A 21,309-nucleotide genomic window follows, 5' to 3' on the forward strand; every position below is an offset into this window, starting at 1 on the left:
GCTGAAAGACGTCCATGTGATGACCGACACCTTGCACGGAAGCACCCAGGAATGCAATACCTCAGTCACTCTCGCGCAAAGTCGCTCAGCCGGGATAGTCTCCAGCCATGCTGCGCGAGACCCGCCACGACCAACTCCTGCGGATCCTCCGCGAGGAGGGGGTGCTTCCTGTCACCGAGATCGCCCGACGGCTGGAGATCAGCGAGGCCACCGCCAGGCGCGATGTCGCCGACCTCAGCGGCGCGGGCCAGCTGCGCCGGGTGTACGGCGGCGCCGTCGCCCGGGACAGCGCCGAGCGGCCGTTCGCCGAGGAGGAGGTGGACGATCTGGCGGCCAAGAACGCCGTCGCCCAGCACGCCTCCGGGACGGTCGAGGACGGCGAGGTGGTGCTGCTCGACATCGGCACCACGACGCTCCAGCTCGCCCGGCGGCTGCACGGCCGGAAGATCACCGTCGTCACCAGCAATCTCGCGGTGTACGAGGAACTGCGCGGCGACCCCGAGGTGACCCTGATCCTGCTGGGCGGCCAGGTAAGGCCCAACTACCACTCGCTGGTGGGCTTTCTGACGGAGTCCAGCCTGCGCGAGCTGTATGTGGACCGGCTCTTCCTCGGCACCAGCGGGGTGCTCCCGGACGGCAGGGTGCTCGACACCACGGACATCGAAGTACCGGTCAAGCGGGCGATGATGTCGTCCGCCCGCCAGGTCGTCCTTCTCGCCACGGCCAAGAAGTTCCCCGGCACCGGGAGCGCCCGGATCTGCGGGCCCTCCGAAATCGACATGCTCGTCACCGGCCGGTCGTCCGACCCGGCCACCCTCGCCGTGTTCCGCGAGGCCGAAGTGGAGGTAGTTCAGGTATGAGGCTCACTGTGCTGGGCGGCGGCGGATTCCGAGTGCCGCTGGTTCATCAGGCCCTGCTCGACGACCAGAAGGACCCGGCGGGGCGCTGCACCGAACTCGTCCTCTACGACACCGATCGCGGGCGCCTCGACGCGATCGGAGCGGTGCTCGCCCAGCAGACCGCGCAGCACCAGGGCCCCTCCCCCGCCGTGCGCACCACCACCGAGCTGGACGACGCGCTGCGCGGCGCCGACTTCGTCTTCTCCGCCATCCGGGTCGGCGGCCTCGGCGGCAGGGTCAGCGATGAGCGCAGCTCGCTGGCCGAAGGAGTGCTGGGCCAGGAGACGGTGGGAGCGGGCGGCGTGCTCTACGGGCTGCGCACGCTGCCGGTGGCCGTGCGGATCGCCGAGCGCATCGCGGAGGTGGCCCCGGACGCCTGGGTCATCAACTTCACCAACCCGGCGGGCATGGTCACCGAGGCCATGACCCGGGTCTTCCGGGAGCGGGGGGCGGGCGAGCGGGTCATCGGCATCTGCGACTCTCCCGTGGGCCTCTGCCGCCGTGCCGCACGCGCCCTGGGAGCCGATCCGGACCGGGCGGGCTACGACTACGTGGGCCTCAACCACCTGGGCTGGCTGCGCCGCGTCATGGTGGACGGCCAGGACCGGCTGCCCGCGCTGCTGGCAGACGCTCCGGCGCTGGAGTCCTTCGAGGAGGGCAAGCTGTTCGGGGCCGACTGGCTGCGGGCGCTGGGCTCACTGCCCAACGAATATCTGCACTACTACTACTTCAACCGCGAAGCGGTCGCCTCCCTCCAGCAGGCGACCGCCACCCGCGGCGAGTACCTGCACACCCAGCAGGCGGGCTTCTACGAGCAGTTGCGCACAGGCGGCGCAGGCAGTTCAGGCAGCGGAGCGACGGGGCCGGACGCCTACGCCGCGTGGGAGAGGACGCGGCGCGAGCGCGAGGAAACCTACATGGCCGAGAGCCGCGAGGCGTCCGGCGGCTGGCAGCGGGACAGCTGCGACCTCGAGGGCGGCGGGTACGACCGGGTCGCCGTGGCACTGATGCGGGCGATCTCCCGCAATGAACGGACCACCCTCATCCTCAACGTCCCCAACCGCACCGCCGTCCCCGGCATCGACGCGGACGCCGTCGTCGAGGTGCCCTGCCTCGTCGACGCGGCCGGCGCCCGCCCGCTGGCGACGGGTGCCGTCGCCCCCGACCAGCTCGGACTGATGCTCACCCTCAAGGCAGTCGAACGCTCCACCATCGAAGCGGCCCAGTCGGGTTCGCGGGACGCGGCCCTGCGGGCGCTGGCCCTCCACCCGCTCGTCGACTCCGTGGCCGTGGCCGGACGCATCCTCGACGCGGCCGGCGGTTTCTCAGAGCACCCGCGCCAGTGAGTCGAGGGCGGTGAGGTGGTCGCCGCCGCCGGGGATCAGGACGGCGCTGGTGACGCCCGCTCCGTGCAGTTCGTCGATCCGTGCGCGCGCCTGCGCCGGAGTGCCGGCCACGGCGAGCTGGGGTATCCACGCGTCGGGAATGCGGCGGCCGAACTCCTCGCGGGTGGCGCAGTCCGCCCGCAGAGCCGCCAGTTCACCGGCGAAGGGCAGGACGCGGATGTGGGCGGCCCAGTCCGGTTCGCCGACCCACTCGAGCCCTGGGCGTGCCGCGGCGAGGGCGGCGGCGGGGTCGGTGCCGACGGAGGCGACGTTGTAGGCGACGAGCCGGTGCGGGCGCGTGGCGCCGATGTGGCCGACGGCCTCCCGTGCGTACTGCGGGCTGACGGGCTCGGCCAGGATGGTCCCGTCGGCGGCGGCTCCGGAGACGGCGAGGGACTTGGGCCCCCGCACCCCGGCCAGGATGTCCGGCACGACGTCCGGCCTGGCGCAGTCCTCCAGCTCGATGCCGTCGAGACGGATGTAGCGTCCGGCTGTCTCCAGACGCTCTCCGCGCAGCAGCGCCCGTACGGCGTCCAGGTACTCCCGCAGAAGGGTGAGGGGGCTGTCGGGCCACTCGCCGATGCTGCGCATCCAGCCGGGCATGCCGTGCCCGACGCCCACGTCGACGCGCCCTGGGAAGAGCTGGCCGAGGGTGGCCGCCTCCATGGCGGCGAAGGCGGGATTGCGGGCGCCGACGGGGACGATCCCGATGCCCACCCGGATGCGGGAGGTGGCGCCGAGTACGGCGGCCGCCTGCGCGATGCCGCCACGGAAACCCAGGTCCTCGACCACCCAGATCTCGTCGAACCCGAGGTCTTCGGCACGGCGGGCGTACGGCACCGCCTGCCCGGCCGGGATGTCCCGTGTCAGCATCACGCCCACGGCGGGGCCGGTCGCGGTCGAGTCCATGGGTGCTCCTTCGGCTGGGCACTCGGGGCACTGCGAGCACCCTGGGCGGTCAAGCGCAGAACCGTACGGCTTGGAGTGTACGGTCGCCCGCGCCGCCCACTCCTGGCCCGCACTCCTGGCCCGCACCCCCGGTCCGCGTCGCCCGCCGCCGAGCTGTCGCGGGGGCTACCCCCGTCGGCGAGCCTTGCCCTGCTTGCCGCCCTTGGGAGCACCTTTGGGACCGCCCTTGGAACCGGCAGAGCTCTTCCGGGTGTTCTTGCCCCCCGGCTTTCCGGGTACGGACTTCCGCCGTGCGCCGCCACCGCCCGTGTCCGCGACCTTGCCCTTCGGCTGCGCCGGGGCGGGAGAGCGGCCCCGCGAGCTGTTGACCGTCCGCCCCCGGACGATCCCGATGAAATCCTCCACCAGTTCGGTGGTTTCCTCCTCCGGCCAGGACAGCGCGATCCGCGACTCGGGGGCGTCCGAGACCGGCCGGTAGGTGAGGTCCCTGCGGTGGTACAGGCGGGCGAGCGACTGCGGGACCACGAGCAGTCCGACCCCGGCCGCCACCAGTTCCACGGCATCCTCCGTGGTGGCGGGGCGCTCGAGCGCGGGCCGTCCGGGGCGGTGCTCCCATTCGAGCGTGTCGTCACAGGGATGCAGCACGATGTCGTCGGCCAGATCCGCGGCCGACACCTCGTCCACCGCCGTCACCACATGGTCCTTCGGGACCACGACCACCGTCGTCTCGGTGTAGAGGGGGATCGCGCTGAGGTCCGTCCGGTCGACGGGCAGCCGCACGAAGCCCGCGTCGGCTCCCCGGCTCCGGAGCAGCCCGCACGCTTCGGCGGCGGACACCGGGACCAAGGTCAGCGGCACTCCGGGCAGCCGCTCGTGCCAGATCCGCACCCACTTGGTGGGCGTCACCCCGGGGACGTACGCGAGCCGGAACGAGGGGGGTACATCCGAGCCTGTCACGTTGCCAGGCTACCGGTCGTGGTCGGAGGGCCCGCACACGCTCGATACCCTGGACACCATGACTGCGCACCAGACCACCCAGACGATGAAGCCCGCGACTGCGGCGAAGAAACTGGGGGTGTACCTCGAGGCCACCCCCACCGAGTTCCAGGAGGGCACCGTCTCGCGCTCCGAGCTGACCGCCCTGCAGGCCGACCCGCCCCAGTGGCTGCTGGAACTGCGACGCAGCGGCCCGCACCCCCGGCCGGTGGTCGCGGCCAAGCTGGGTGTCTCCATCTCCGGCCTCGCGCGCGGCGGTGTCACGGAAGCCCTCACCACTGAGCAGATCGACGCGTTGAAGAGCGAGGCGCCCGACTGGCTCCAGCGGGAGCGCGCCACCCAGGCCGAGGTCCGGAAGGAAACGGTCCGCATCAAGGAGATGCACGCGGAGCGCGCCGGCCAGAACCGCGGCGCGCAGGACTGACGCCCCGCGGGCGGGTCACGGCCTGCCGCGCGCACCGCAGCCACCGCACGCCCGGTTCGCCCGTACGCCGCGGGAGATGTGTCACGATCATCACTCACGTGCGGGCACGGGAGGGCCGGTCGGGTGGGATCACACGCAGACGTCGTCAGGCCGCTGCCGGAACTGCTGCGGGAGCACGCCCGGCGCTTCGGGGACAAGGTCGCCTTCGAGGACCGCCGTACCCGTCTTACCTACGGGGAGCTTGAGCAGCGGACGGGACGGCTGGCCGGGCATCTGGCGGCTCTCACGCCGGGGCGCGGTGAGCGCGTGGTCATCCTCCTCGACAATCGCGTCGAGGCGGTCGAGAGCCTTCTCGCCGTCACCCGGACCGGTGCGGTGGGTGTACCGCTGGATCCGGGGTGTGCCGAGCCCGAGCTGGCCCACCTGCTGGACGACAGCGGCGCCCAGGTGGTCATCACCGGCCGTCCTCAGCTGCCGCGTCTGCAGCGCCTGCTGGCGCAGCGCCCCCAGCTGACCGTGGTGGTGGCCGAGGGCGGCGGCGAAGCCGGCGAGGCCCGCGAAGCCCGCGAGGGCTTCGGCGAGCCGCAGCCGGGCGTCGTCCTGAGCTACCGGGATCTGGTGGGCACGGAGCCGCCCGCTCCCGCCCCGGACGACCTCGGGCTGGACGAGGTGGCCTGGCTGCTCTACTCCTCCGGGTCCACCGGCGCCCCCAAGGGCGTGCTCTCCACGCAGCGGAGCCGCCTGACGCCGGTCGCCGCGGGTTTCGTCGACGTCCTCGGCATGTCACGGCACGACCGCCTGCTGTGGCCGCTGCCCGTCCACCACGCGATGAGTCAGCTGCTCTGCGTCATCGCGGTGGCGGCGACCGGTGCGAGCGCTCTGATCCTGCCCCGGTTCTCGGTGGCGGAGGTGAGGGGCGAACTGCACCGGACTGACTCCCCGTACACCCTCCTCGGCGGGGTGCCGACGACGTACGGCGAACTCCTCGGTGCCGTCCGCGACCAGGAAGGCGAAGGGCTGGGCACGCCGGCGCTGCGTGGCTGCATCAGCGGGGGCGCCTCGGCAGGCCCCGACTTCCGGCGGTCCTTCGAGGAGACCTGCGGCGTCCCGTTCCTGGAGCACTACGGCAGCACGGAGGCCGGCCCGGTCACCATGCCGGCGCCGGACGGCAGCACGGCGGCCGACTCGTGCGGCCCGGTGATTCCCGGTACCCGGCTCCGCGTCGGCGGCGGCAGCGACGGAAGGGAGGTGGGTGAGGGTGAGCTGTGGGTCAGCGGGCCGGGTGTGATGGCCGGTTACCACGGCAGGCCGGAGGCCACCGCCGAGGTGCTGCGCGACGGCTGGTTCCGTACGGGTGACCTGGCGAGGATCGACGCCTCCGGTGAACTCGTCATCACGGGGCGGGCCGGTGAACTGATCGTCCGCGGCGGCAAGAAGATCCATCCCTCCGAGGTGGAGCCCGTGCTGCGGGAACTGCCGGGGGTCGCGGACGCCGCGGTGGCCGGACGCCCGCACCCCGCGCTCGGCGAGGTGCCGGTCGCCTACCTGGTCCCCGGGCACGAAGGCTTACCCGGCAGGAAGCGGATCCTTTCCGCATGCCGTCGGCAGCTCTCGCTGTTCAAGGTTCCGGTGGACCTGTACCAGGTGGCCCGGATACCGCGCACCGCCTCCGGCAAGGTCAGGAGGCACGCGCTGGCCGACGAACCCGCGCGGCTCCTCGAAGCGGAGGCCCCGCGGCAGGACGGCTTCCCGGCGGCGGACGCGCTGGCTCTGGTACGGGCCGAGGTCGCGGCCGTGCTCGACTGCACGGCCGAGGAGGTGGAGCCCGGAACGGCGCTCCGGGACCTGGGCATGGATTCACTGACGTCGACGGTGCTGCGCGAACGCCTGTCGACGGTGACGGGGCTCTCCCTCTCGGAGGCCGTCGCCTTCGACTACCCGACGGCCGCCGCGCTGGCCGCGCACCTGCGGGCGCGGTCCGCCACCGAACCGTCCGGGGCCGTCCTGGCACGAGGAGGGGCGTCCCGTGCCGACGACGACCCCGTGGTGATCGTGGGGATGGCCTGCCGCTACCCCGGAGGGGTGACCTCCCCCGAGGAGCTGTGGCAGCTGGTGAGCAACGGAGTGGACGCCGTCGGCCCCTTCCCCGCCGACCGGGGCTGGGACACCGACCAGTTGTTCGATCCGGACCCCGGCCGGGCCGGCCGGACCTATGTGCGCGAGGGCGGCTTCCTCTCCGGAGTGGACCGCTTCGACCCGGCCTTCTTCGGCATCTCGCCCCGCGAGGCGCTGGCCATGGACCCGCAGCACCGGCTGCTGCTCGAAGTGGCCTGGGAGGCGTTCGAGCGTGCCGGGATGGATCCCCGCACCGCGCGCGGCTCGGCCACGGGTGTGTACGCCGGAGTCATGTACAGCGACTACGCGGGCCGTTTCGCGGTCACCCCGGAGCACGTCGAGGGGTACCTCGGCATCGGCAACGCCGGCAGCGTCGCCTCGGGCCGGATCGCCTACACCTTCGGTCTGGAGGGACCGGCGCTCACCGTGGACACGGCGTGCTCCTCGTCCCTGGTGTCCCTGCATCTGGCGGCCCAGGCACTGCGCAGGGGTGAATGCGCCCTCGCGCTGGCCGGTGGTGTCACGGTCATGTCGGGGCCGACCTCGTTCGTCGAGTTCAGCCGGCAGCGTGCGCTGGCCCGCGACGGACGCTGCAAAGCCTTCGGGGCGGCAGCCGACGGCGCGGGGTGGGCCGAGGGCGCCGGGATGCTCCTGATGAGCCGCCTGTCGGAGGCGCGCCGCGCCGGACACCCGGTCCTGGCCGTGGTGAAGGGCTCCGCGGTGAACCAGGACGGGGCGAGCAACGGCCTGACGGCGCCGCACGGACCAGCGCAGCAGCGCGTGATCCGGCAGGCTCTCGCCGACGCGAGTCTGACGCCCGGTGAGATCGACGCGGTCGAGGCGCACGGCACGGGTACGCGGTTGGGCGACGTCATCGAGGCGGAGGCGTTCCTCGCGGCGTACGGGCAGGAGGCGCGGGAGCGTCCGCTGTGGCTGGGCTCGGTCAAGTCGAACATCGGTCACACGCAGGCCGCCGCGGGGGTCGCCGGGGTCATCAAGACGGTGCAGGCGATGGCGCACGGTGAACTGCCCCGTACGCTGCACGCCGACGAACCGACCCCCGGCGTCGACTGGTCGGCCGGGACGGTGTCGCTGCTGACCCGGGCCGTAAAGTGGCCCGTGACGGGCCGCCCACGGCGGGCGGGAGTGTCCGCCTTCGGGATCAGCGGCACCAACGCGCATGTGATCCTGGAGCAGGCACCGGCTGCTCTCACGCCTGCCGACTCCTGCGCGGCGGGCGGGCCCGTGCCCGCAGCGGCGGTGCCGTTCCCGGTCTCGGCCCGGAGCGAGCCGGGACTGCGGGCCCAGGCCCAGCGGCTGCACGATCACCTGGCCGCCGACCCCGGCGCGAACCTGGTGGACACCGGATGGTCGCTGGCCACCACCCGCACCGCCTTCGAGCACCGTGCCGTGGTGGTGGCCGAGGACCGCCGGGAGTTGCTCGCCTCCCTGCGGGCGGTGGCCGAGGGAAGGGGCCGGCAGGGGGTGTGTACGGGCGGGCCCCGCCAAAGCGGCCCGCTGGCCTTCCTCTTCACCGGGCAGGGCAGTCAACGAGCGGGCATGGGACGCGAGTTGCATGAACTCCACGCGCTCCACCCGGCCTTCGTCCGGGCGTTCGACGAGATGTGCACACTCTTCGACCCACTGCTCCCGAGGCCGTTGCGTGAGGTGGCCTTCGCCGACAGCGGGTCACCGGCCGGTGCTCTCCTTCAAGAGACGCAGTTCGCACAGCCGGCGCTCTTCGCGCTGGAGACGGCCCTGTTCCGGCTGCTCGAATCCTGGGGGGTACGTCCCGACCTGGTGGCGGGGCACTCCATCGGCGAGGTGACCGCGGCGCACGTCGCCGGGGTGCTCTCCCTCGCGGACGCCTGCACCCTGGTGGCGGCACGCGGCCGGCTGATGGGCGCCCTTCCCGCGGGCGGCACCATGGCCGCCGTCCAGGCCGGTGAGGACGAGGTGGCCGCCTACCTGGCGAGCGGGGGCCGGGCGGTCGACGTCGCCGCAGTCAACGGGCCCTCCAGCGTGGTCGTCTCCGGGGACGAGGCGGCGGTCCGGGAAGCGGTGGCGCACTGGAGCGGGCGGGGCCGCGCGACGTCGCCGCTGCGGGTGAGCCATGCCTTCCACTCCGCGCACATGGAACCGGTACTCGCCGACCTCGCCCAGGTGGCGCGAGGGCTCTCCTACTCCCGGCCCAAGATGCCCCTGGTGATGTCCCTGGCGGGCCGGACCGCCACCGACGAGGAGCTGTGCTCCCCGGACTTCTGGGTGGACCACGTCCGCCGCCCGGTCCGCTTCGCCGACTCGATGACGTCTCTGCGCGAGCGGGGTGCGACGCGCTACGTCGAACTCGGCCCGGACGCCGTACTCACGGGCCTGGCCCGCCCCTGCCTCGCCACACCGCACCCGGCGTCGGCGGGCACGGGCACCGGAGCCCCCGCGCCGCTGGTCCTGCCGACCTTGAGCAGTTCGCAGCCGGAGGCACAGGCTCTGCTCGGCACCGTGGCCGCGCTCCACGCGAGCGGCGTGCCCGTCGGCTGGCAGGGGGTGTTCGCCGGTCGCGGCGCACGGCGCACCCCGCTGCCCACTTACGCGTTCCAGCGCCGCCGGTACTGGCTCGACGCGGACCCACCGGCACCGTCCACGGTGGCGCCCGGCGCCACTCCCCCTTCCCACCCGCACCTGCGGTCCCACCCGTTCCTCCGGTCGGCAACGCCGACTGCGGAAGACGGCGGCCTGCTGCTGAGCGGGCTGCTCGCGCTCCACGAGCACCCCTGGCTGGCCGATCACGCGGTGGCGGGCACGGTACTGCTGCCCGCGACCGCCTTCGTCGACATGGCACTGCACGCCGGTGCACTGGCCGGGACACCCGTCCTGGACGAACTCACCCTGACCACGCCCCTGCCGCTGACCGCCGGTGAGACCGTCGAAGTACAGGTGAAGGTGGCGGGGGCGGACGGGGACGGCAGGCGGGCCGTGGTCTGCCACGCCCGCCCGCACACCGTGGCGGGCGACCGGTCCTGGCGCAGGCACGCCTCCGGGACGCTCACACCTCAGGAACCCCCCGTCGGTGGCCAAGAGCGGGCGGCGCACCACACCTGGCCCCCGCCGGGCGCTGTCCCGCTGGCCCTCGCCGGGGGGCCGGGGGCACCTGGAGGCGGTGCGGGTTTCTACGAACGTCTGGCTCACGGCGGGCTGCACTACGGCCCGGCTTTCCGTGGCCTGCACGCCGCCTGGCGTCTCGGCGACGACCTGTACGCCGAGGTCGCGCTCCCCGAAGCGGCGCTCCCCGAAGCCGCCGGGGGTTCCCTCCCCGGCCAGGGCGCCCCCGGTTTCGCCCTGCATCCCGCGCTGCTGGACGCGGCACTGCACTCCGTGGCACTGGGCGGCCTCGCGTCGGCGGAGGGCGGCGACGGTGCCGTGTCTCTGCCGTTCGCCTTCAGCGGTGTGCGGCTGCACCTCACCGGCGACCCGACCGGCCGCTCCGCCGGCTCGCGAGGGCTGCGGGTGCGGGTGTCGCCCGGGGCCGACGGCCGGGCCGGACTGGAGCTGGCGGACAGCGCGGGCACGCTCGTCGCGACGGTCCGTTCGCTGGCTCTGCGGCCCTTTCCGGCTGCCGGGTCGGGTGCCTCCAGCGCGCTGGGTGGCCGCCTCTTCCGTATGGACTGGGTACCTCTGCCGCCGGACTCCGCGCGCCCTTCGGTGCCCGCGTGGGGTGTACTGGGCGAAGCGGGCCCTCGGCTGCGGGACGTGCTGCTTCCCTCTGGCTCCGGAATCCGGGTGTACGCGGACACGGCGGCGGTGGCCGCCGCCGCACCGCCCGTTGTCGTCGCCCCCTGCCCGCCGCCGACCGGGACGGGTGGCGGCGCGGCGAACTGCGTTGACGGTGCGGGCTGCGTTGACGGTGCGGGCTGCGTAGCCGGTGCGGGCTGCGCGGCGGAGGTGCACCGTACGGCGGCCTGGGCACTGGCGCTCGTGCAGTCCTGGCTGGCCGAGCCACGCCTGGCGCGCTCCCGCCTCGTCATCGTGGCGGATTCCTGCGAGGGCACTGCCGGGGAGGGCACTGCCGACGAGGGGCCTGCCGCGCCTGTCCACGCCTCCGTCTGGGGACTCGTGCGCTCGGCCATGCGAGAGAACCCGGGCCGCTTCGCGCTCGTCGACGTGGACGGTCACCCCGACTCGGCGCGTGCGCTGCCCGCGCGCCTGGCCGGCACGGAGCCGGAGACGGCCGTGCGGCGGGGGACGACGTACGTGCCGAAGCTGGTGCGCGCCGCCGCCACGGCCGGGGACGAGCGACCGCTTCCCCGGCTGGATCCCGAGGGCACGGTCATGATCACCGGCGCGACCGGCTCGCTGGGCATGCTGATCGCCCGCCATCTGGTCACCACGCACGGCGTCCGTCACCTGCTGCTCGTCGGCCGACGTGGTTCCGAAGCGCCGGGAATACCCGAACTGTGCGCGGAACTGGCCGAATCGGATGCCTCCGTGACGGTCCGGGCGTGCGACGTCGCCGACCGGACGGCGCTCGCCACTTTGATCGACGGGATTCCCGCAGCACACGCGCTGACGGGCGTGGTGCACGCCGCCGGCGTGCTGGACGACGGCATCGTCCCGGTGCTCACCCAGGACCGGCTCGACCATGTGCTGCGGCCCAAAGCTGATGCCGCCCTCGCCCTGCACGAACTCACCCGCGACCGCGAGCTGGCGATGTTCGCTCTCTTCTCCTCGGTGGCCGGCACGTTCGGCTCCGCCGGTCAGGCCAACTACGCGGCGGCGAACTGCGTCCTGGACGCCCTGGCCCGGCACCGCAGGGAACTCGGGCTGCCCGGCACGTCGATCGTCTGGGGCCCCTGGCAGCAGACCAGCGGCATGACGGCGCATCTCAGGGAAGCGGACCTGCGGCGGATCTCCCGTTCCGGATTCAGCCCGCTCAGCACGGAAGAGGGCCTCGCGCTCTTCGACGCCGCCGTCCGGAGCGAGGAGGCGGTCCTGGTGGCTACCCAACTCGACCCGGCTGCCGCGGCGGACGACCCGCTGCTGACGGGTGCGCGGCCCGGGACGCCCGTCCTGGGCGCGGTGCCAAGCGCGGCAGAGGCCGACGGCCGTCTTCCCCTAAGCCGACGGCTGGCCGCAGCGCCTCCCGACCAGCGCGCTGCGCTGCTCCTCGCGGAGGTGCGGACCCTGGCGGCAGCGGTGCTCGGTCATACCGAGGGGCAGTCCGCGGTCGGGGCTGACGAGGTCCTGGCAGACCTGGGCCTCGACTCCCTCGCCGCCGTCGACCTGCGCAACCGACTCGCGACGGCGACGGATCTGCCCCTGCCGTCCACGCTGCTGTTCGACTTCCCCACGCCTCGCACGGTCGCCGCGTACCTGGAGGAGCGCTACGCCGAGGAGGTGACGGCGCACGAAGCCCCCCACCGCCCGGCGGCCGCCGCCCCGGCGGACGGTGGGGATCCGGACTCCCTGTCGACTCCGGACTCCCTGTCGGCGCTGTTCCGCGCCGCCTGCGCCCGCGGAAGGACGTGGGACGGGATGGCGCTGCTGACGCTCGCCGCACGTCTCCGTCCGGTCTTCGACCGCGCCGGGGCGCCCGGCGCCGCGCCCGAGGCCGTCACGCTCACGCCGGGCGGCGCGGGCCCCCGCCTCATCTGCTTCCCGGCGCTCAGCGCGCTCTCCGGCCCGCAGGAGTACGCCCGCCTCGGCCTCGGCCTGCAGGGCCTTCGGCCGGTCTCGGCGCTCCGCCATCCCGGCTTCCACCGGGGGGAGGCACTGCCGGACACGCTGGACGCCTTCGTCACGGCTCAGGCCGCCGCCGTCCTCACCTGCGCGGGCCGCGAACCGTTCGTCCTGCTGGGGCGTTCGGCCGGCGGCTGGGTCGCCCAGGCCGTGGCGGAACGTCTGGAAGCCGAAAGGGCCGAGGGTGCCGCCCCGGTCGCCGTCGTGCTGGTGGACACCTACTCCGGCGACACCGGCATCGGTGAGGAGTCCCTCTCCGCCATGACGGCGGACATGCTCCAGCGAACGGCGGAGTTCGCGTCGGCCGATCCGGACCGACTCACCGCCATGGCCGGGTACTTCGACCTGTACGCGGGCTGGAAACCAGCGCAACTCGCGGCCCCCACCCTCTTCGTACGGGCCCGGGACCGTCTGCCCGGCACCAGCCCCGCCCCGGTCTGGAGCCTGCCGCACTCCGAAGTCACCGTGCCGGGCGACCACTTCACCATGCTCGAAGACAACGCCCGCACCACCGCACTCGCCGTACACCGCTGGCTCACCGGCCTGCCCTGACCGTCTGTCCGTCCCTCCGTCAGCCAGCCGGGCAGCCGGGCAGCCACGATGCTCCCGGCCCCGGCCCCGGCCCTGCCCGCCACCCGCCGCTCCTTCCTCGTCACTCCGCCCGCAACGCCCGTGCCGTATGCGTCCGGGCCGCCCAGCCCGCCGGCAGCAGCGCGCCGATCACCGCGATCGCCACCCCGGCCAGGGCAAGCAGCGCCAGCAGGGGTACGTCGTACACGTCGATGTCCGCCGACGGGATCGTGGTGCCGACCGCGCGGCCCATCTCGGGCATCACCCAGCCATGCAGTGCCACCCCCAGCGGGACGCCGATCGCCCCCGCCGCCAGGCCTGTGCCGGCCACCGAGGTGAGGACCTGCGCGATCGTCTGCCTCGGGGTCATCCCCAGGGCCTTGAGAATGCCCAGGTCGCGGACCCGGTCCCGGGTGTCCAGCACCACGGCGTTGAGCACGCCCAGGCAGGCCACGGCGACCAGCATCAGCGTGAGCATCGCGATCAGCGCCTGCATCGCCCGGACCACGCTCGACTTCCCGCCCTCAGTCGCCGCCGCCTCCGCGCCGAGCGGCTTCAGTGCGGCGTTCAGCTCCCCGAGGTAGCGCGCCTCATCCGTACCGGACTTGAGCTCCACGCTGAACTCAGCGGGCAGGAACCGGGCTTTCAGCCCCGCGACCGACGACGCGCCGGTGCGCACCGCCATCCCCTTGTCGCCCAGATCGAAGATCTCGCCGACGATCCGCAGCCGGACGGTGCGTCCCTGTTCGGCAAGAGTGACCGTCTCCCCGACTCGCACTCCGGTGGCCTGGAGGAAGCGCGTCGCCGCGACCGCCTCCCCCGGAGAGTCGAACCAGCGGCCCCTGACCATCGTGGCGGCGCTGCCGGCGGAGTCCCCTTCGTATGCCACCAGCGGTGTGCCGCCCGTCAGGCCCGGGACGCCCACCTGTGTTTTTGCGGCCAAGAAGGAGGACTCGGTCTCCGGGCGGGCTTCGATCGCCGATGCCACTGCGGCCGGGTCGGCCGCCTTCGCGGGCGCCGTGTCACCCGGGACGGGACCGGGCCGGGGCATCGTGCGTACCGTGACCTCGCCTGCCCGGTCCGGATCGCCGTCGGTCTTCATGGCGATCAGCGTGCTGCCCAGACCCACAGCGAACGTCACCGCCAAGGCTCCGAAGGCGACCGCGGACGCCAGCGTCGCCGAGCGCCCGGGGCGGGCGAAGGGACTCGCCAGGCCCAGGGTGACCGACCGCGGCAGCGGCAGGCGTCCCAGCAGATGCCGCACTCGCCGCCCCCGTGCGCCGACCGCGGCCTGGTCCATGGTGATCACCTCGGCGGTGCGCAGCCGCGCCGCCCGCAGCGCGGGGCCGAACGCGGCGGCGGCCACCACGGCCAGCGCACCTGCCAGGACAGTGACGTCCACCCACAGGGGGATCAGCACCGTCGCCGTCCCGTACGCCTCGGCCACCTCGGCCAGCAGCGGCACGGCGAGCACGTTGCCGAGGGCCGCGCCCAGCGCGGCGCCCAACGAGGCCGGGATCAGGGCCTGGGCCACGTATGCCCGCCCAATCTGCAGCGGAGTGAATCCGAGGGACTTGAGGATTCCGATCCGCCGCCTCGCGGCGCCCACCGCGCCGCTGACCACGATGCCGATGACCAGGACCGACATCGCCAGGCCCAGCAGGGCGAAGGCGGTGACAAAGGGGATGAACGCCGCCGTGTTCTCCTGGGCGGTCTGCCGGACGTCCAGATACGACTGGGTGCCGGCGATCGCACCCGGCGGCACGGCGGCGGCGAGCCCGTCGCGGCCGGCCGCGATGTCGGCGCTGGCGGCGGCGTCGGTGAACCGGTAGAGCATCTGGTAGTCGGACTCCGCCCCGGCCAGCCCGGCCACCTGCGCAGGCACGACCCAGGCCTCGGCGCTCTCGCCCACCGATTCGGCGATCCCGACCACCCTCAGCTCGGTCTCGCCGGCCACCAGGCCGTCCCCGGTCCTCATGTCCGGATGGCGGGCGCCCGCCTCCAGCACGATCTCGCCGGGAGCCTCGGCCCAACGGCCCTCGATCAGGCTCACCTCGTCCACCGGGCTGTCGGGCGCCGTCCGCCCGGCGACCGTCAGCGGCGGCGGTTCGAAACCGGGCGGCGCCCCCTCGGGCGTGCCCTGGCGTACGGAGGAGACGGCGAACGGCCCCGCCACAGCGTCCACCCCGGACACGTGTGCGGTGGCGGCCAGTTGCTCCGCGGTCACCGCCGAGCCGTCGAACTGGACCGTCAGGTGCGCGCCGTGCTGCTTGGCGAAGGCCCGGTCGAAGGGTGCCTGGGAAGCGACGAGGAGACCGACCGCCAGTACGGAGGCGGCCACCGAGAGCAGGGTCGTCAGCGTGATCACCGCGGTCTGCACGCGTCGCCGCCCGACCCCTGCGCGCACCACTCGGCCCAGGGCCCCCCGCCGCGGCACGACCCGCCCGCTCATCGGGTCACCGCCGTGACGTCCCGTGCGATGACCCCGTCGACAAGCTCGATCGTCCGCGTCGCGCAGGCCTCGGCCAGCGCCAGGTCGTGGGTGACCAGGACGATCGTCTGCCCGTCGGCATTCAACGCGCGGAGCAGCTCGCACACGTCCATGCCGGAGGCGGTGTCCAGCGCGCCCGTGGGCTCGTCGGCGATCAGCAGCGGCGGGCGGTTCATGAGCGCCCGTGCGACCGCGACGCGCTGCCGCTCGCCGCCCGAGAGCCGTCCCGGATAAGCCCCGGCGTGCCGGTCGATACCGAGAGAGGCGAGCAACTCGGCGGCGCGGGCCGCCGCCTGGGCCCGAGGCGTGCCGGAGAGCTGGGCAGGCAGGAGCACGTTGTCGGTAACGGTGAGGTCGTCGAGGAGATTGAAGAACTGGAAGACCATCCCGATGCGGGAACGCCGGTACTTCGCCGAGGCGCTCTCACTCAGCTCGTCGACGCGCAGCCCGTCGACCGTGACGCTGCCCCTGCTCGGGCGGTCGAGACCGGCGATCAGGTTCAGCAGTGTCGACTTGCCACTCCCGGACGGGCCCCGCACCGCGAGTGCCTCCCCGGCGCGCACCCGCAGCGTCAGCCCGGCCAGTGCGGCCCGGCCCTCGTCGTACTCCTTGGCCACATCTCGTACGTCGATGAGGGGGTCGGTCATCAGTCCTCCACTGCTCGGATGCCGCCTCTTCGGGCAGCCGCCCTGACGGTAGGAGCGCCTGCGACGTATCCACGTCGGCCGCTGTGCGGAAGATCCGTACCGTCCGCGGATGAGGCGCCGACCCGTCATCCCTGCGATGTACGCCCACGGTGCGGGCCACTGCGTCCCACGGCTGATTCGGAGCGCCCCACCGCTTGGCACACTGACGCGGTGAGCAGGAAAGAGGCAGTCACCCGCTGGTCCTGGGCCGTCGACGCGGTGATCGCCTTGGCGCTCACCGCGGGGGTGGTCGTCGGCGATCTGAACCGTTCGTACATGGAGGTGCAGCGGGAACCCGCCGGGAGCGCGACACCGGCCCCCGTGGGAATCCCCGGGCCTCCGCTACCCCCGCCCGTGCCGCCGTCCCTGCCGCCGTCCGACGCTCCGCATGGCGTGCCCCATGGCGTTCCGGCAGTCGAGCACACACTGCCCCCTGTCGAGCCGTGGGAGCTGGCGGCCGCGGTACTGACCGCCATGCCACTGCTGCTGCGCCGCCGCCACCCCCTCGCCACCTACTGGACGGTGATGGGTGCGACGCTGCTGCTGCACCAAGGTGACGTCGCCGCGGACGCGACCACGGTCACCTTCGCCTCCGGCCTGATCGCGGCGTACAGCGCGGCGGTGCACAGCCCGCGCCGGAAGACCGTTGCGGCTTCGCTGCTCGCCGGGGTCGTGCTGTACGCGGCCTTCCCGTTGGCTCCCGAGGTGGACCGGGGGCTGGTCCCCCTCCTGGTACTGCTGCCGATCGGCCTCGCCACTCACGGCATCCACACCTGGCGGCAGCGGGCGCAGGCGCTGCAGGAGGAGCAGCAGGCGGCGCTGCGGCTGGCCGTGGACCAGGAGCGTTCGCGGATCGCCCGGGAGCTGCACGATGTGGTCACCCACAACGTGAGCATGATGACGATCCAGGCCGGTGCCGCACGCAAGGTTCTGGACGCGGCGCCCGATCAGGCCAGGGAGGCGATGCTGGCGGTGGAGGCGGCCGGGCGCTCGGCGATGTCCGAGCTGCGCCACGTGATGGGCCTGCTCACCATGGCCGCCGACGGCCCCGACCCGGCCACCGACGTGGGCCTGGCTCCGCAGCCTGGCCTGGACCAGCTGGCGGAGCTTGTCGACCGGGTGCGTGCCACTGGCGTGCCGGTGCACCTGACGGTGCGGGGCACGCGGGCCGAACTGCCGGCCGGCGTTGACCTGGCGGCTTACCGGGTGGCGCAGGAAGCACTGACGAACACGGGGAAGCACGCCGCGGGGGCGAGCGTCTCGATCACCGTGGAGTACGCACCCGGCGAGCTGCGGATGGAGGTGGCGGACACCGGCGGGGTGCCGCAGCCGTCGGCGGGCTCGGGCAGCGGAAGCGGCCTGGTCGGCCTGCGCGAACGCCTCGCGGTCTACGGCGGTACCCTGCACGCTGGCAGGCGCCCGGCCGGAGGCTACCGGGTCCGCGCGGTGATTCCGGTGGAGGAGCCATGACCGAGGCGCCCAGAGTGGTGATCGTCGATGACCAGGCGCTGGTGCGCACCGGCTTCCGGATGATCCTCGCCGCCGACGGCATCGAGGTGGTCGCCGAGGCGTGCGACGGCGACGACGCGATCGCCGCGGTCCGGAGGACGCGACCCGACGTGGTGCTGATGGACATCCGGATGCCGGGCACCGACGGCCTGGAGGCCACGCGCCGCATCCTCCAGGACGACGGAACGGCGCCGCGCGTCATCATCCTCACCACGTACGACCTCGACAAGTACGTCTACGCCGCACTCAGCGGGGGCGCAAGCGGCTTCCTGCTGAAGGACGTCACGCCGGAGCACCTGACTGCCGCGGTCCATCTGGTCCGCTCCGGGGACGCCTTGCTGGCCCCCGCCATCACCCGCCGCCTGGTCGAACGCTTCGCCGCGACCGGCGACCGCACGGCTCCCCTCCACCGTGACCTGTCCACGCTCACTCCGCGTGAGCTGGAGGTCCTCGAATCCCTGGCCCGCGGCCGCAGCAACGCCGAACTGGCTGCGGGCCTTCACCTCAGCGAAGCCACGGTGAAGACTCATGTCGCCCGCATCCTGTCGAAGCTGCGGCTCCGCGATCGCGCCCAGGCGGTGATCGCCGCCTACGAGACGGGGTTGATCACGCCCGGATCCGACGGCCCGCAGCACTGACGCTTTGCGGCTACGGGGCGTGGACGGGCACGATGGCGGCATGCACACGGAACCGGGGACGGGCTCTTCGGCGGACTCCCTGGCCGGGACGCTCCGTTGGGCAGACTCACCGTCCTGGGCGCAGCGTGCCGCGGCCGGACGGCGGCTCGCCCGGCGGGCGGACCTCGACGACATCCGCCCCCTTCTGGAACGGCTCCTGCTGGACGCTGACGACACCGGTGTCACCCAGGAGACGGCAAGGGCCCTGCTGGAACGCCACGACCTGCCAGGCCTGCGCGCCGTGCTGGCCGCGTTGTCCCGCGCCGAGGCGTTGTGCACCGCCGACCAGCTCGCCGGTGAGGTGGACGGCTACCGCAGCTGCGTGTCCGCCGCGGGCCGAGGGGACGAACTCCGCCGCCGACTCACCACCCTGGCCTCCGACACCGACACCGACACCGACATCCGCGACGAGGCCCGGACTCTCCTGGGCCCCGGCAACCATGCGTGAGCGCCGCCGCGCAAGCAGCGTCCTCCACACTCACGGACCCCGCCTCTGCACTCGGCCGTCGTCGACCGCGTCACTCTCGTTGGGCACCTCTTCGAAACCGGCGCTGACTCCTACCGCTTCGCGCCAGTATCCGCCGTGGGGGTATCAAGGCCGAACAGGCTTGCGGGCCCCCGCGGGGAAGCGGAAAACGGACCGTCAGGGAGAGTACGTGAAGCTGACAGAGCGCCAGCTGACCCATCCGTGGGAAGGCGTGCTGACCACTCCAGCCGTCGGCACCGATGTCGGCGTTCTGGTCCTGGCCACGCCCGAAGCCGACGCGCTCCCCGGCGCGGCTGCCTGGCCACACATCCTCGACGCGCTCGACAGCGGAGGCTGACAACGACGCGTCTCCGGGCCGGTCCGGCACCGGACGGGCCCGGCTCGACGGCCGGATGTACCCGGCCCGGAAGGGGCCGGGGTGAAGGGACGTCAGCTGCCCGCGGGCCGGACGGTGCTCATGATCTTCTTGATCTCGGCGGCAGTCAGCGCCTTGGGAACTCCTTGGTCCGCGTAGATCACCCAGCCGTGCATGGTGCCGTCGGGGAGCTTCACGGCGATGCTGTGCACGACGGCCTTGGGCGGGACGCAGGAGCCCGGGCGGTGGGTGACCGTGACCTCGGCGGTCGCGGTGTAGCCCTCGATGCCGCCCTGCTTCCACGGCTTGGCCTCACCGACCTTGATCTCGGGCTTGTGCTCCTCGCCGCCGTACGCCGCGAAGCCCCAGTTGCCCGCCCAGTTACGCGCGTTCTCCTGGAGACTGCCCTCCTTGCCGCCTCCGGTGGTGCCGGCCGTGGCGAGCTGTCCCTTGCCCGCCTCGCCGATCGCCTCGGGGTTGGGGCTCGACGCGCAGCCGCCCTCACGGTAGTTGGCGGCTCCGGTCATGACGACGATCGGCTCGCCGGCCTTGTCCGTGTAGGAGAGGGCGGTGCCCCGGTCGAGGACCTTCCACTTCTCGGCCTTGGCGGGCACGTCGTAGCGGAAGTGGTGCTTCTTGGAGGTCTGTGTCTGCCATCCCGCGATCGTCGGCTGGTCGCCCGAAGGGCTCGCCGGAGCAGAGGGCTGGGGCGACTCCGCTGAGGGCGACTCGGATGAGGGGGCCTTGGACGCCGCGGCTTCGGTGTCGTCGTCCTTGGCCTTACCGGCGTCGTCGTCGTTGCACCCGCTCAGGGCGACGGCCATGCCGATGCCGAGGGCTGCGATCAGGGTCCCCTTCTTCCGACGGAACGGCATGGGGGCGGACTGCCGGTGCTGAACGATTCGCTGGAGGCTTTTTGTCAAAGACATGACCGACACCCTAGGTGAGCTGCGCATCCGTCCCCTGACCGGGTGGGGGCCCGGTCTGTGCGGCGGCGTTCGGGAGGGGCGGATGCCAGGGCGGCGGGGCCTGGACCATGCCTCCCCGTCCGGGGACACCACGCAAAGGAACTCAACGTCGTTCCAGGTACGGCGCGAGGTGGTGCAGGCGAGTGTGGTAGTCGGGGTGCGAGGACAGGAGTTTCCCCGAGAGGCTCGGCCTGCGGCCGCGAGCGGTGGCTCCCCTGCCGACCACAGTCGTTTCGCCGCACCCGGACAGCGCGGAGGCCGCCACCTGCCCGCTGTCCTGTTCCTCCGCATGCATCATCTGCAGCACCTCGGCGAGCATCGGTGCGAAGCCGGACACCGCGGCATGGTGATCCGCCCGCAGTTCGGCCCGGCGTGCCACGGCGGCGAGCAGATACGGGGCAACGACCAGCGCCAGGACCACGAACCAGTAGGACAGCGCGGTCATCAGCACGAAGCCGCCCACGACGAGAAGCAGCAGCACCTTCCAGCCGCCTGTGCGCCCATGGCCGAGGACGGCGGCGAGCCGGACCAGCCTCCGCGCGGCGGCCCACGCGAGCCGTCCCGGAAACGCGTACCACTGGCCCAGGAGCGAAGACCAGGTGTGACCGTGGACGTGGTGTCCCAGCTCGTGAGCGAGAACCGCCACCAGCTGACCGTCGGACAGCCGCTCCAGGGCGAACCGGGTGACGCCCACGATGTGTCCCGCCGCGGCCAGAGCGTTGATCCGATCGCTGTCCTCGATCCACAGCTCGTAGGCGCGGCCCTCGACTCCCGTGCGGGCCGCCACCTCCGTCCACAGCGGTTCCAGCCGGGCCCGTTCTTGCGGAGTGGGGTGCCGGAGATTCAGCAGGTGACGGGCCAGTGCCCGCTCGGTGGGCCGGTGAAAAGCCATGGCACCCGAGGCCAGCCACAGCAGGATTCCCAGCCACTCCATGACCGGGAGGAGGGCGTAGGAGAGCACCGCCACGATCGCCAGGCTCACGAGGAGCGAGGGCAGATGCAGAAGCAGTTGCCCGACGGCCGTGGCATCGGCGCCACGCTGCCGCCTCGCAAGGTGGACGCGGCCGCGGCGCCCGTGGCCGTTCTCGCGCCGGGCCGCACCTCC

At 73.1% G+C, this 21,309-nt stretch carries 14 protein-coding genes; 8 read left to right on the forward strand and 6 right to left on the reverse strand.

Annotated elements, in window-relative coordinates; genetic code table 11:
* Positions 1 to 107: 107 nt before the first annotated feature.
* Together LHJ74_RS16165 and LHJ74_RS16170 are read left to right on the forward strand one after the other, a co-directional pair.
* Positions 108 to 860: a DeoR/GlpR family DNA-binding transcription regulator gene (locus tag LHJ74_RS16165; RefSeq protein WP_260218743.1), complete on the forward strand. Its 753-nt coding sequence runs from the start codon at positions 108 to 110 to the stop codon at positions 858 to 860.
* Positions 857 to 2,245 (forward strand): 6-phospho-beta-glucosidase, encoded by a 1,389-nt coding sequence (locus tag LHJ74_RS16170; RefSeq protein WP_260218744.1) that lies wholly within the window; start codon positions 857 to 859, stop codon positions 2,243 to 2,245. The genes LHJ74_RS16165 and LHJ74_RS16170 overlap by 4 nt, the downstream gene beginning before the upstream one ends.
* Here the strand turns inward: LHJ74_RS16170 and LHJ74_RS16175 are convergent.
* Both LHJ74_RS16175 and LHJ74_RS16180 read right to left on the reverse strand, forming a co-directional pair.
* Positions 2,225 to 3,193: an LLM class flavin-dependent oxidoreductase gene (locus LHJ74_RS16175; RefSeq protein ID WP_260218745.1), complete on the reverse strand. Its 969-nt coding sequence runs from the start codon at positions 3,191 to 3,193 to the stop codon at positions 2,225 to 2,227. The two genes, LHJ74_RS16170 and LHJ74_RS16175, sit on opposite strands and share 21 nt — an antisense overlap.
* A gap of 165 nt (positions 3,194 to 3,358) precedes the next feature.
* Positions 3,359 to 4,150, reverse strand: a complete 792-nt coding sequence (locus tag LHJ74_RS16180; protein ID WP_260218746.1) for a LysR substrate-binding domain-containing protein — start codon at positions 4,148 to 4,150, stop codon at positions 3,359 to 3,361.
* Between the two features lie 58 nt (positions 4,151 to 4,208).
* On the opposite strand from LHJ74_RS16180, the gene LHJ74_RS16185 reads away from it, so the two are divergent.
* Positions 4,209 to 4,613, forward strand: coding sequence for a DUF5997 family protein (locus LHJ74_RS16185; RefSeq protein ID WP_260218747.1), 405 nt, complete (start codon positions 4,209 to 4,211; stop codon positions 4,611 to 4,613).
* 123 nt (positions 4,614 to 4,736) lie between these two features.
* Complete coding sequence (locus tag LHJ74_RS16190) at positions 4,737 to 13,013, forward strand: type I polyketide synthase (RefSeq protein ID WP_260218748.1); 8,277 nt, start codon at positions 4,737 to 4,739, stop codon at positions 13,011 to 13,013.
* A 100-nt stretch (positions 13,014 to 13,113) separates the two neighbouring features.
* Here LHJ74_RS16190 and LHJ74_RS16195 read toward each other — a convergent pair whose 3' ends face one another.
* Together LHJ74_RS16195 and LHJ74_RS16200 are read right to left on the reverse strand one after the other, a co-directional pair.
* The gene (locus LHJ74_RS16195) at positions 13,114 to 15,411 is read right to left on the reverse strand and encodes an ABC transporter permease (protein ID WP_311203305.1); all 2,298 of its coding nucleotides are present in this window, start codon (positions 15,409 to 15,411) and stop codon (positions 13,114 to 13,116) included.
* A gap of 68 nt (positions 15,412 to 15,479) precedes the next feature.
* Complete coding sequence (locus tag LHJ74_RS16200; RefSeq protein WP_260218750.1) at positions 15,480 to 16,169, reverse strand: ABC transporter ATP-binding protein; 690 nt, start codon at positions 16,167 to 16,169, stop codon at positions 15,480 to 15,482.
* Positions 16,170 to 16,379: 210 nt separating this feature from the next.
* Between LHJ74_RS16200 and LHJ74_RS16205 the strand changes: the two genes are divergently transcribed.
* From LHJ74_RS16205 to LHJ74_RS16220, 4 genes are all read left to right on the forward strand, one after another.
* A complete protein-coding gene (locus LHJ74_RS16205; protein ID WP_260218751.1) occupies positions 16,380 to 17,678 on the forward strand; it encodes a sensor histidine kinase in 1,299 nt (432 codons plus the stop codon).
* Positions 17,675 to 18,355 carry a response regulator gene (locus tag LHJ74_RS16210; RefSeq protein ID WP_260218752.1) on the forward strand — a complete coding sequence of 227 codons (681 nt, stop codon included), beginning with the start codon at positions 17,675 to 17,677 and terminating at the stop codon, positions 18,353 to 18,355. Before LHJ74_RS16205 ends, LHJ74_RS16210 begins: the two co-directional genes overlap by 4 nt.
* Before the next feature lie 40 nt (positions 18,356 to 18,395).
* Positions 18,396 to 18,842, forward strand: a complete 447-nt coding sequence (locus LHJ74_RS16215) for a hypothetical protein (protein ID WP_260218753.1) — start codon at positions 18,396 to 18,398, stop codon at positions 18,840 to 18,842.
* A gap of 208 nt (positions 18,843 to 19,050) precedes the next feature.
* A complete protein-coding gene (locus LHJ74_RS16220; protein ID WP_260218754.1) occupies positions 19,051 to 19,218 on the forward strand; it encodes a hypothetical protein in 168 nt (55 codons plus the stop codon).
* Positions 19,219 to 19,310: 92 nt separating this feature from the next.
* Here LHJ74_RS16220 and LHJ74_RS16225 read toward each other — a convergent pair whose 3' ends face one another.
* Positions 19,311 to 20,165, reverse strand: a complete 855-nt coding sequence (locus tag LHJ74_RS16225; RefSeq protein ID WP_260218755.1) for a DUF8017 domain-containing protein — start codon at positions 20,163 to 20,165, stop codon at positions 19,311 to 19,313.
* 142 nt (positions 20,166 to 20,307) lie between these two features.
* Positions 20,308 to 21,186 carry a M48 family metalloprotease gene (locus LHJ74_RS16230; RefSeq protein WP_260218756.1) on the reverse strand — a complete coding sequence of 293 codons (879 nt, stop codon included), beginning with the start codon at positions 21,184 to 21,186 and terminating at the stop codon, positions 20,308 to 20,310.
* Positions 21,187 to 21,309 lie beyond the last annotated feature (123 nt).

This window comes from Streptomyces gossypii, assembly GCF_025165795.1.
In the GTDB taxonomy this organism is placed as follows: Bacteria; Actinomycetota; Actinomycetes; order Streptomycetales; family Streptomycetaceae; genus Streptomyces; species Streptomyces gossypii.